Origin of the sequence: Flavobacterium algoriphilum, from assembly GCF_048158655.1 — a bacterium.
GTDB lineage: Bacteria > Bacteroidota > Bacteroidia > Flavobacteriales > Flavobacteriaceae > Flavobacterium > Flavobacterium algoriphilum.
The window spans coordinates 1-13,689 of sequence record NZ_JBLNKY010000009.1 but is presented as its reverse complement, the minus strand read 5'-3'; the positions used below and the strand labels follow the sequence as shown (position 1 = coordinate 13,689).

The window sequence follows — 13,689 nt, the reverse complement described above, 5'->3', positions numbered from 1 at the left end:
TATTTTAAATTGCATATCTAGCTGATTTGTAATATTTTATAAATCAGTTGATAAATTAAATAAGAGTTTGTCAATCAGTAAAAATAAAACTAAAAATATTGCTTTTATTAAACCTGAGGACGTTGTAATCCCCAGGGATTTTAATTTAAATTATTTAGTAAGGTATAAATATCCGTCTTTCTTATTCGATTGTACACCACCATTACCATCTATAGAGGTATAATTCAAGATATAGAAATAGGTGCCAGATGGTAAACCAGAGGATTGGCCGATAGTTGTTCTACCTTCAGATATACCTTTAAAAACGTTGCTAGTATTATTATAGCCTTTAGTTTCAAAAACTAATACTCCCCAGCGATTGTAAATTTCAACAGTATTATCTGGATAACAGACTACATCATCAATATTGTCGATTATAAAATTTTCATTAATTCCATCTGCATTTGGAGAGAAGGCGTTATGAACTAATATAGTTCCACATCCTAAGACAATACTAGCTTCAACAACTTCCTCATCTGAGTCACTTATTGGTACTTCATTTGGTGTGAAACCATTTGCATTGGCAACATTAGTTACAGAACCGTTTACTCTATCCTCTTGGGTTACTGTATAATTTTGAGTAAATATCTGAGTTCCATCTGGAGCTAAAGTTTGAATAGTAGTATTCAATCCAGTTAATGGATCAGTTACAATTATTGCAAATAGAGTGACATTACCGATATTTTTTACTTGAATAGTATAATTGATAATGTCTCCCACAGAACTATAATTTTCGGTATTGGAAGTTTTAATTACTTCTAAGCCTGGATTTTGATTAAGAGTGGTAACGGTTGGCGTATTGTTTGTAATCGTTGTACCTGAAATATCGGTAATATCATTACCTTTTGGGTCTTTGCCAAAAGCCAGAGCTGAGTTGGTTACTTTACCGGCATCAATATCTGCTTGAGTAATGGTATAAATACCCGTCACTGAATTATTTGACGCACCTGATACTAAATTGGCTATTGGACTTCCATTTAGTAGTAATCCAATCAATGGGTCTGTAATAACGATATTGGATGCAATCACATTACCAGTATTTGTTACCGTGAAAGTATAGTTTATTTTTTCGCCAACTTGAGGGAAACCATCATTGTTTGTGTCACTAAAGATACCTGTTTTGACTAATGCTATGCTAGCTGTCTGAGGAAGTAGTGTTACGGTTGGAGTATTGTTTTGAACCGTTGTACCAGAAATATCAGTCACATCACTTCCCTTCGGATCTTTGCCAGAAGCCAAAGCTGAGTTGATTACTTTACCGCCATCTATATCGGCTTGAGTAATAGTATAACCTCCGGTCACGGAACTGTTAATTACTCCAGGCGCTAATATACTAATTGGACTATTAGTAATTATCAGACCAATCAATGGATCTGTGATAACGATATTGGTCACGGTTACATTACCAGTATTAGTTATGGTGAAAGTATAGTTAATTTTTTCACCAGCTTGAGCGAAACCGTCATTGTTAGTGTCGTTAAAGGTACCCGTTTTCACTAAGGTTATACTAGGGGTCTGTGTTAACGGCGTTATTGTGCAATCCGGACATTCAGGATTAACAGCACAAGAAGTACACGGAGTAGGATCAGATGAAGTATCCGTTAGATTTGGACCAGATGGAGGGGTACCTGTGGCTGTCGCTAAGTTGTACACAAAACCGGTATTTATATCCGCTTGCGTGATTGTATGAACGGCAGAGAATGTAGTCGAGTCAGAAGCACCAACTGTAAGAGAAGCGATAGGACCACCAGTAACTACTGCATTAATATCGGTAACAGTTATATTATTTACTGACACATTACCTGTATTAGTAACAGTGAAGTTATAAGTTACAGTATCACCAATATTTGTAATTCCATCGTTATTCGCATCCACATAAATTCCATCTTTAGTAATTGCTATTGAAGGATTTTGTGTCAATGGAGTGATTGTACAATCCGGACATTCAAGGTTGATAGGACAAGAAGTACACGGTGTAGGATCAGACGCAGTATCCATTACATTTGGACCCGACGGAGGAGTACCTGTGGCTGTCGCTAAGTTGTAAACAAAACCGGTATTGATATCCGCTTGCGTGATTGTATGAACGGCAGAGAATGTAGTCGAGTCAGTAGCCCCAACTGTAAGAGAAGCGATAGGTACACCAGTAACTACTGCATTAATATCAGCAACAGTGATATTATTTAATGTCACATTGCCTGTATTGGTAATAACGAAGTTATAAGTTACAGTATCACCAATATTTGTAATTCCGTCGTTATTCGCATCCACATAAATTCCATCTTTAGTAATTGCTATTGAAGGATTTTGTGTCAATGGAGTGATTGTACAATCCGGACATTCAGGGTTCACAGGACAAGAAGAACACGGTGTAGGATCCGACGAAGTATCCATTACATTAGGACCCTCTGGAGGAGTACCCGTGGCTGTTGCTAAGTTGTACACAAAACCGGTATTTATATCCGCTTGTGTGATTGTATGAACGGCAGAGAATGTAGCCGATTCAGAAGCACCAACTGTAAGAGAAGCGATAGGTCCACCAGTAATCAGTGCATTAGTATCAGTAACAGTTATATTATTTACTGTGACATTACCTGTATTGGTAATAATGAAGTTATAAGTTACAGTATCACCAATATTTGTAATTCCATCGTTATTCGCATCCACATAAGTTCCATCCTTAGTAATTACTATTGAAGGATTTTGTGTCAATGGAGTTATCGTACAATTCGGACATTCAGGGTTTATTGGGCAAGAAGTACACGGTGTAGGATCAGATGAAGTATCCGTTAGATTTGGACCAGATGGAGGGGTACCTGTGGCTGTCGCTAAGTTGTACACAAAACCGGTATTTATATCCGCTTGCGTGATTGTATGAACGGCAGAGAATGTAGTCGAGTCAGAAGCGCCAACTGTAAGAAAAGCGATAGGACCACCAGTAACTATTGCATTAATATCGGTAACAGTTATATTATTTACTGTTACATTACCTGTATTAGTAACAGTGAAGTTATAAGTCACAATATCACCAATATTTGTAATTCCATCGTTATTCGCATCCACATAAATTCCATCTTTAGTAATTGCTATTGAAGGATTTTGTGTCAATGGAGTGATTGTACAATCGGGACATTCAGGGTTGACAGGACATGAAGTACACGGAGTAGGATCGGACGAAGTTTCCATTACATTTGGACCCGACGGAGGAGTACCTGTGGCTGTCGCTAAATTGTACACAAAACCGGTATTGATATCCGCTTGCGTGATTGTATGAACGGCAGAGAATGTAGTCGAGTCAGAAGCACCAACTGTAAGAGAAGCGATAGGTACACCAGTAACTACTGCATTAATATCAGCAACAGTGATATTATTTAATGTCACATTGCCTGTATTGGTAATAACGAAGTTATAAGTTACAGTATCACCAATATTTGTAATTCCGTCGTTATTCGCATCCACATAATTTCCATCTTTAGTAATTGCTATTGAAGGAGTTTGTGTCAATGGAGTTATTGTACAATCTTGACATTCAGGGTTCACAGGACAAGAAGAACACGGTGTAGGATCCGACGAAGTACCTGTTACATTTGGACCGGATGGAGGAGTACCAGAAGCTGTTGCCAAGTTGTATACAAAACCGGTATTGATATCCGCTTGCGTGATTGTATGAACGGCAGAGAATGTAGCCGAGTCAGAAGCATCAACACTAAGTGAAGCAATAGGCATACCAGTAACTACTGCATTGGTATCAGTAACGGTTACATTTGAAAGTGTTGAGGTACCTGAATTAATGACCATAAAACTATAGTTTATAGTATCTCCAACATTAGTAATACCATCATTATTAATATCAACATAAGTACCATCTTTCAAAAGAGTTATAGAAGGAACATATACTGTGACAGTAACAATACCTGTATCACAATTTGTTGGATTTAATTTCTCACAGATTTCGTAAGTCAATGTGTAGTTACCTGCTGGTGTCCCTGGAGCGACTACCACATTGGCACCGGAAAGAGTAATACCTGTATTTGTTGAACCGATTATACTTAAATTGACATCTTTAACATTAACTGCAATACAGTTTAATAGATCATTAGCCAGTACGTTAATAAACGAGATACCACCTGTATATCCGTTAATAGTTGTACCTGCATCGTCATTGGCAACAATATAGTTTGTTACGATTAGTTTGGCTTCACAAGTAGTTTCTTTACCACAAGCATCTTTCACGGTCAAGGTAATTGTAGTTGTTCCTGATCCAACTTCTGTACCTGCAAGAGGAAACTGAGATATAATTAAAGATTCAGATGGAGTACAATTATCAGTTGCTGTAACAGCAGAGGTAAAGTCCGGAACTAAAGCTTTACAACTTAAATCTGCAGGTATAGTTTGATTATGTGCACACAATGTAATTACAGGTGCCATATTGTCTTTTATAAGGATAATTTGATCCGCGGTTTTGGTATTACCACAGGCATCACTAACGGCCCAATGTCTGATAATAAAATCATCATTAGCGCATTTTTCGTTAGGAGTTAAACAAACATTATTAATATTTAATGTTCCATTTTCAGTACTTTGCTTACGGGCATAAATCCTCCAGATTCCATTCATTTCTCCAGTAAATTGGCTAAAGTTTGAAATATAACCATTAAATCCAGGAATATATTGTGAGTTTGTTGAAGTACCTCCTAGCGGGGTGTAATTGCCAGCTCCAGTTGGGTTATTGACATTATTCCATTGCGGATAACCAGATCCATAGAATACAGGAGTATATGAAGCAGCTCCACCAGCGACACAAGATAGATCGGAACAGTAAGGACCAACTAGTATAATAGCCTGACCTAGTGGGGATACCAAAGTGATTTCTGCATGACCAGTACCTTGATTTGTATTAAATGATAAGGCAATATTTTTAATGGCAGTGGCTGGTTGTCCATCAAATCCTTGAACGTTAAAATCGATCAGTATACCATTTCCGGCATTTACATTCCATTGCTGTTGTGTACCAAAACAGCTAGTATCACTATGTGTAACAATAATGCCAGGTTTGTTGGTACAGTTGTCTGCTTGATCATTTATATTACCAGTTATATTAGGATCTGCGTTATAATTACAATTAGCATCTTTATAGATTACACTACTTACAGGAGGGGTAAATGTAGGAAGTGTTTTGTCATCTATGGTAATAGTTCTTGATGCAATAGCAACTGCTCTTCCACAAATGTCAGTAGCAGTCCATGTTTCAATAACTTTACCATTACAATAACCTGATACAGTAGTTGAGAAAGTAGATGGATTTGATGTTCCGCTGATTAAACAAGCACCACTTAATCCATTACTGAAGGTGATGGTGGTTGATGCCGGTATTGCTCCGCAGGACACAGTAATATTCGCTGGTGCTGTCATTATTGGTAATACAGCCGGGCTGACAGTTATTATTCTTGATACAGTTGTAACAGTTCTTCCACAAGTATCAGTACCAGCCCAAGTTTCAGTAACAGTTCCACCACATGAGTTTGGAATGGAAGATAAATTAGATGAATTTGATGTTCCGCTGATTAAACAACCACCATTCAATCCATTGGTGAAGTTGATTGTACTCGGAGCTGGTATTGACCCACAAGCTACAGTAATGTTGCTCGGAGCTGTCATTATTGGTAATATAGCCGGGCTGACAGTTATTATTCTTGATACAGTTGTAATTGTTCTTCCACAACTATCAGTAGCATTCCAAGTTTCAGTAACAGTCCCACCACATGAGTTTGGAGAGGAAGAGAAAGTGGAAAAATTTGATGTTCCGCTGATTAAACAACCACCATTCAATCCATTGGTGAAGTTGATTGTACTCGGAGCTGGTATTGACCCACAAGCTACAGTAATGTTGCTCGGAGCTGTCATTGTCGGCAAAGCAGCCGGATTAACAGTTATTATTCTTGATACAGCCGCAACTGTTCTTCCGCAAATATCCATGCCAGTCCAAGTTTCTGTTACTGTTCCTCCACAAGCGTTAGGAGTAATAGAAAAACTGGAAGGATTTGATGTCCCGCTGATTAAACAACCACTACTTAATCCATTGCTGAAGTTGATTGTTCTCGGTGCCGGCATCGATCCGCAGGCTACAGTAATGTTACCAGGAGCTGTCATTGTCGGCAGAGTAGCAGGGCTAACAGTTATTGTTCTTGATACAGCCGTAACCGTTCTTCCACAATTATCCATGGCAGTCCAAGTTTCTATTACCGTGCCCCCACATCCGTTAGGAGTGGCAGAGAAAGTGGAAGGATCTGATGTCCCGCTTATTAAACAACCACCATTTAATCCATTACTGAAGCTGATCGTGCTCGGCACTGGTATTGATCCGCAAGCCACAGTAATATTAGCCGGAGGAGACATTGTTGGCAAAGCAGCCGGAGTAACAGTTATTATTCTTGATACAGCCGTAATAGTTCTTCCACAGATATCTTTGGAACTCCAAGTTTCTGTTACTGTTCCACCACATGCATTGGGAGTAGATGAAAATGTAGATAAATTTGATGTTCCGCTTATTAAACAACCACCACTTAATCCATTACTGAAGCTTATGGTACTTGACACTGGTATTGATCCACACGATACAGTAATATTGCCAGGGGAAGTCATTGTTGGTAAAGCAGCCGGGCTTACATGGATGATTCTTGATGCAGTTATGGTTCTTAAGTAAATGTCCGTAAATGTCCATGATTCTGTTATGTCTCCACCACAAGAACCATATGGTGATTGAGAACTAAGTGTAGAATTCACAGATCCGCTAATTATACAATTTCCTGTTGAGCTGTTAGTATAATTCAGAGAGCTAGTGGTTGCTGCCCCACAGGCTACTGTAATATCAGATACTTGAGCAAACAAAGCAACTGTAGGTGGAGTAGCGGTTATGATTCTACTTTTTGTAATTGTACAGCCATTAGCATCGGTAATTATTACGTTATAAGTACCTGCGAATACATTAATTAGATCTTGATCGTCTTCCTGTCCGCTAGGTATAGCACCATCCAAAGTTGTCCAATAATAGGTATAAGGTGCCTTTCCACCGATTGGGGTTAAGTCGATTTTACCGCTTGCTATTCCACATTGAGAATTGGTTACAACAAATTCACCATTTACTCCAGCGTTTATTTGAATTAAAGGTAATTTCCCGCATTTAGGAGAAATAGTGGCGGGATTTAAGGGACAGGTACTGCCTGAACCAGCATCAGTCCATGCTAAGAATAAATTGTTGATTTTTAGTGTATTGCCACAAGTATATGAAACTTGATTAAAGGTTAAACTAGTTATCGTATGACCAGGAAGTGGTCCTCTGCAGCCTGAAATCGCAATTGTGGATATTAATGAACCGTCGATACCGCTATATTCCTCTAAATTCCCCCAAAAAGCGAAGGATGTTCTTGTTGAACCGGTTGTATTATTGATAGACAATGTCAATGTTCTCGTTAAAACAGTATTTGTAGAACATGAATTACATAAATCACCTCCAGTAAGAGTTGCTCCAACTAATTCTAGATCCCCAGATGTACACGAAGTATTTGGATTAGGAACTCCCGTTTGTGCAACTGCGGTTGAAATACTCAAAAAGCTTATTAAAAAAAGCGAAAATAATTTTGTCGAATAAGTAAAAATTGATTTCATATTGATTTGTTTTAAATCGTTAGAAAATGAAATGGTTTTAAGTAGCAAAATTCATTTTTGAAAGTTGTTATACGATTTGATGTATGAATAGTTCGATGAACATTCAGACTTAACGTTAGAAAAAATATTTATTGATGAGACACTTTATTAGTTAATTATTGGTTAAAATAAATAACTTTTAGTGATTTAAAAGTTGGAATAAAGTTTAGCATATTCCAATGCGTTTTAACATCAATTGAGAATATAAATTACTAACGAATATTTAGAAAGCTAATTAAAGGGAGGTAGTTTTTGCATACATAGAATCTGATTTTAATTTATAAAATGGATTTGTGGTATTATCTGTTTACATAATCATACTAAATAGATATATTTAATTAATCTATTTAGTATTATAGATTAATAGGGAGTCTATTTCTTATTGAAAATTACAAGCTAAAGAATTGCCTAATTTTTATTAAAGTTGTAGAATTTTTTTTCATTATTTAATTATTTGTATTAAAAATAAAATGATTTTGTAATGTCAAACATTAAGATTTTTATTCTATCAAGTAGATGTTCGAGTATTTTCTCTGAATTTAAATTATTTAAAAAAATATTTTTTAATAATTTAAATGATGTTTAATTTGTTAATTTTTAATTCCCTTTTTTAGAATCAATTGTAAATTTATATTTCAAAATTAGATTCTTAAAAATTTAGATGTTTCTATATTTTTTCAGGGATAAAAATATTTTTTTGGGATATAAAAAATCGCTACTTCATAAGACTAATCGTCTATTTTAAAGCTATTTAATAGCTATTTTTCATACAATCAAAGTTACAAAGAATAACTAATATTGATTTTTTTTTTCTACCACTAACCGAAATACTCGTTGAAATGTATTTTTTTTAAGAAAAAATTAATTTTTAGATATAAAATTTTAACATTTGTTTTGTTTTAAAATAAGTTATGTACTAATAATTTTAAAATATTAATTTAAAATTATGGTCAACTTAAAAGAACCTAAATGTTAAAAATATAATGAAAATCATTATTAATTTGATAACGAATTTTTTTAATAAAAAACAGAAAATAGATTTGAAAATATATACTATACCTAAAGTTTTTTTAAACTACAAACAATTCGTCAAAAAGCTTAATCTTTAAAATAAAAAACCTCCAAAGTTTAACTTTCGAGGTTTTTGTTTATTATAATTTTATTTAACTACTTTTTAATAATACCTGTTATTACAGAGCAGTAATTATAAATTCACTGCGTCTGTTGAATTGATGTTCATCTTCTGTACAATCAATACATTTATTTAGAAGGTGTGTCTCTCCGTATCCTTTACCAATTAATCTACTGGAATCGATCCCATTTTTAATTAACCAGCTTATGGTGGCTTTAGCTCTATTATCTGATAATGTTTTATTGTATCTGAAATTTGCACGACTATCTGTATGGGAGCGTATATCTAACTTCATAGTTGAATTTTGATTCAAGACATCTAATATCTTTTCTAAATCCAAAGCGGCTTCTGTTCTAATATTTGATTTATCTAAATCAAAGTAAATCATTTTTATACCAAAACATTTCCCTAAATCATCGCCAACAGTTATTTTCCATTTTGCTTTTTCTATTATAATTGGTAAATATGTTTTCTCCTTTTCTGCTACAATAGTAATTTTTTGCTCTTTGGTAGTATATTCTGGTTTTTCAGCTCTCACAATATAAGTTTTTCCACATTCAATCATAAAAGAATAATTACCTTTATCATCAGAAGTAGTAGTGTCTAATAGATTAAATTGATTATCATATAAGTTACTTTTAGCATTTGGTATCAATGCTGCTGTTGTTAGATCACTGATTTCACCATAAAGAAGTTGTTTGGAAATGAGCTTTTTTGTTTCCAAAAACTTATAAATATCATCATAGCCTTGCCCACCATCTCTATTGGAAGTAAAAAAGCCTCTTCTTGATTTTGTATCTATTAGATATGCAAAATCATCTTTAGGAGAATTAACATCAGCACCTACATTTAGAACCTCACTAAAAGTGCCGTCCGCATTTATTTTGGACATAAAAATATCTAACCCTCCAAATCCGGGGTGCCCATCTGTGGCATAATAAATTTCGTTTTCATCACTTATAAATGGAAAGGTTTCACGTCCTTCAGTATTGATTTTATTTCCTAAGTTTTCAGGAATACCAAAACTACCGTTGTCATTTATTTTTACTTTAAATAAATCGGATTGTCCAATTGTTCCTGGCATATCAGATGCAAAATATAATGTTTTTCCATCAGGACTTAAAGCAGGGTGCGCCGTACTATAGTTATCACCATCAAAAGGCAGTTCCGTTATATTTACCCATTTGTCATTTTCTAGATTGGCTTTATATATTTTTATTAAAGTAATATCATTTCCATCTTTTCCTTTTTTTCCATCCAAATAGTTGTTTCGAGTGAAATACATGGTTTTTCCATCACTAGTAAAAATTGGAGTAGATTCATTAAACTTCGAATTTACATTATTGTCAAATTTTTCAGGTACGTTTGGTGTCATATTTTCACCTAAATCAGCCGTATATAAGTTTGTAAAATATTGATTGTTCCATTTGTGTTTTTTTTGTCCAATACTTCCTGTATTTCTTGCGGATGCAAATACAATTTTATTCATATAAATAGCGGTTCCGTAATCAGAGTATTTCGAATTAATACCTGCATCTTCCACCATGTACCTTCCTGAATTAGCTTTTAGGATTTCTAAATAATTGGTGTTTTTTTTGAAAATTTTTCCTCGAATATCGTATGCTGATTTTTGATTGAATAGTTCCAACTTTTCATCGGCTTTATCATTTTGACCTATCGATTTTAAAGATTGAGCATAACGGTAATAATATTCAGGTTCTAAATTGATGGTGTCCATGGCAAATAATTCACCATACCATTTTGCAGCTTTATTCAGCTCCGAGATGAAGTAATAAGAATTTCCTAATTTTTTAAATAGATCTACTGATTTATATCCTTTTTCAGCAACTCTTTCATACGTTTTAATAGCATCTACATAGGAATAGGTGGCATAATTTTTATCCGCTCTAGTTAATTTTGTCTTTTGAGAATAAATGTTAAAAGAAAAAATAGTTCCTATTGTTATGCAAATGAGTATGTTTTTTTTCATAAAAATTATTTTAGAAGAATCTAGGACTCGTGATTTTATTGTTTTTGAATAATTCATAACGCAGGAAAATTTCATGCGAACCGGAATTATAGTTATTTAAATTAGTGCTTTCATGGTCATATCCATATCCGATATACAAACCCTCAGAAACCTGAAATCCAACCATAGCACTTAATGCAGCGCTCCATCTATAAGCAAGTCCCACTACAAATTTGTCATTGAACATAAAATTTCCAGATACATCCATTTGAAGAGGTGCACCCTTTACTATTTTGGTTAGAACAGCAGGTTTAAATTTAATATAATTATTCAAATCTAATACATAACCAGCAATCAAGTAGTAATTAATTTTTTCTTTAAAAACAGCTACTTCATTATCATCATAACGATTGGTTTCTATAAAGTTAGGAATAGAGAATCCAACATAAGCTTTATTAGAATGCCAGAAGAGACCAGCACCAATATTTGGGGAGAATTTATTATTATAATCATGTAAGCTTGGGTCATTATCTGCGGGATTTAATCGGGTTACATCCAAATCAAAAAGATTAGCCGTTGCTTTAATTCCAAATGAAAGTTTAAAAGTTTCCGATGTAGGAACTGTATAAGATAAATCAGCAGAGATGGTATTCTCATGAGTAGGACCAATTTTATCATTCATAATCGATACCCCTAATCCTAAATTATTTGAGTTGAGTGGCGTATTCATAGACACAATGTTAGTTACTGGTGCACCTTCGAGTCCTACCCATTGGGTGCGGTGTAAAGCGAAAATACTTAAAGCACCACTAGATCCTGCATAAGCGGGATTAATATTGATTGTGTTATACATGTATTGCGTAAATTGAGCATCTTGTTGAGCAAAACTTACAATGGTTGTAAACATTAAAAAGAAAGTAAATAATTTTGTTTTCATAGTAGGTATTTATTTTTTAATTATCTATCGAATTCATTTATCAGAATTCAGTAGTTAATTGATAAATTTGATTAGGGTCTATCGTTCAGGGAATTAGGACTATTGGTGTTACTTCATTAAAGCTGAGAACAAAGTCCCCAGATTTAATGAAATTTTAATTATTTAGTAAGGTATAAAAACCCGTCTTTTTTGTTTGTTATATTGTTTCCTAAACCATCAACGGAAGTGTAATTTAAAATATAGAAATAAGTCCCGGTTGGTAAACCGGAGGATTGACTAATAGTTGTTCTACCTTCAGCTATACCTTTAAAAACTTTGCTGGTATTATTATAACCACTAGTTTCATAAACTAATACACCCCAACGGTTATAAATTTCGACCGTATTATTCGGATAACAATTTGTATCATCAATGTTGTCAATTAGGAAATTTTCATTAATTTCATCTCCATTAGGAGAGAAGGCATTATGAACTAATATCGTTCCACAAGGTAATACAATACCACCACAATCAGTAGTAACAGTCATGGTAATTCTTATAATTCTAGGGCAAGTTCCATCATTAATTTTATATTCAAAAATATAATCGCCAACAGCAAGGCTAGAAGCATTAATTATATTGCCTTGTAACGCCCCTGTATTATTAACATCTGCCCAAGTTCCGTTTGCAGGAGTATCAATAGGCAATAAATCGTTTAGGTTAGCAGTTGTAATTTCGCCATCATTACAAATTGAACTTACTATTGCAACAATATTATTTGTAACGTTAACATTAACGATTTGAGTAAATTCGGATGTATTTCCACAAGTATCATCTACTGACCATTTTCTCACTATTGAGTAGGAATTTGCTGTATTGTTAATGATGTTCTCAGTAAATTTTGTAGACGAGACTCCTGAGCAATTGTCTATAAATACAAGTTCAGGTTTGACAGGAATTACATCACAACTAACATTGATAGTTGGGCTAAATACAGTGCTTGTAGTTGGACCGGCTGTATCTTGAACGTTAATGGTTTGTGAAGCTTTACTCGTATTTCCGCAAGTATCAGTAGCGGTCCAAGTTCTAGTTACAGAATAGGACCCTGCACATTGACCATTTGTAGTTACATCTGCAAAAGTTAAGATTACAACCGAAGAACAATTATCTGTTGCTGTTGCAATAGCGAATGCAGGTATTGCAGGACAAGAAATTGCCGCAACAGACGGTAATGCAGCTATAACCGGAGCAGTTGTGTCTTGAACGGTAATCACTTGTGATTTAGAGGCCGTGTTTCCACAAACATCAGTTGCAGTCCAAGTTCTGGTAAGGGTATAGTTGCTGGCACAATTTCCGTTTGTTTTCACTTCATTGAAAGTCACTACAAGATTTGCATCACAATTATCAGTAGCGGTTAAAGTAACTGCAGCAGGAATTACAGCACATTCAGCTGTTACATCTGTAGGAGCTTCGCTTAATACTGGAGCAGTTTTATCTTGAACGGTAATCAGTTGTGATTTAGAGGCCGTGTTTCCACAAACATCGGTCGCAGTCCAAGTTCTGGTAAGGGTATAACTGCTGGCACAATTTCCGTTTGTTTTCACTTCATTGAAAGTCACTACAGGAGTTGCATCACAATTATCAGTAGCGCTTAAAGTAGCTGCAGCAGGAACTGCAGCACATTCTGCGGTTGCATTGGCAGGAGCTTCGCTTAATACCGGAGCAGTTTTATCTTTAACGGTAATCAGTTGTGATTTAGAGGCCGTGTTTCCACAAACATCAGTCGCAGTCCAAGTTCTGGTAAGGGTATAATTGCTGGCACAATTTCCGTTTGTTTTCACTTCATTGAAAGTCACTACAGGAGTTGCATCACAATTATCAGTAGCGGTTAAAGTAACTGCAGCAGGAACTGTAGCACATTCTGCGGTT

The 13,689-nt window shown here is 35.0% G+C and carries 4 protein-coding genes; all 4 read right to left on the bottom strand.

Going from position 1 to position 13,689, the window contains the following annotated elements; all coding sequences use genetic code 11:
- Window positions 1–150: 150 nt before the first annotated feature.
- Window positions 151–7,704, bottom strand: a complete 7,554-nt coding sequence (locus ACM55G_RS14025; protein ID WP_416844565.1) for a DUF7507 domain-containing protein — start codon at window positions 7,702–7,704, stop codon at window positions 151–153.
- A 1,229-nt stretch (window positions 7,705–8,933) separates the two neighbouring features.
- The gene (locus ACM55G_RS14020; RefSeq protein WP_416844564.1) at window positions 8,934–10,865 is read right to left on the bottom strand and encodes an OmpA family protein; all 1,932 of its coding nucleotides are present in this window, start codon (window positions 10,863–10,865) and stop codon (window positions 8,934–8,936) included.
- 10 nt (window positions 10,866–10,875) lie between these two features.
- The gene (locus tag ACM55G_RS14015; RefSeq protein ID WP_416844563.1) at window positions 10,876–11,781 is read right to left on the bottom strand and encodes a PorP/SprF family type IX secretion system membrane protein; all 906 of its coding nucleotides are present in this window, start codon (window positions 11,779–11,781) and stop codon (window positions 10,876–10,878) included.
- Between the two features lie 158 nt (window positions 11,782–11,939).
- Window positions 11,940–13,689 (bottom strand): gliding motility-associated C-terminal domain-containing protein (locus tag ACM55G_RS14010; RefSeq protein ID WP_416844562.1); only part of this gene is annotated, 1,750 nt, incomplete at its 5' end.

What these genes read in the sequence shown, in the direction of transcription:
- ACM55G_RS14025 (WP_416844565.1), bottom strand. Translation starts at nt 7,704, where the DNA reads ATGAAATCAATTTTTACTTATTCGACAAAATTATTTTCGCTTTTTTTA.
- ACM55G_RS14020 (WP_416844564.1), bottom strand. Translation starts at nt 10,865, where the DNA reads ATGAAAAAAAACATACTCATTTGCATAACAATAGGAACTATTTTTTCT.
- ACM55G_RS14015 (WP_416844563.1), bottom strand. Translation starts at nt 11,781, where the DNA reads ATGAAAACAAAATTATTTACTTTCTTTTTAATGTTTACAACCATTGTA.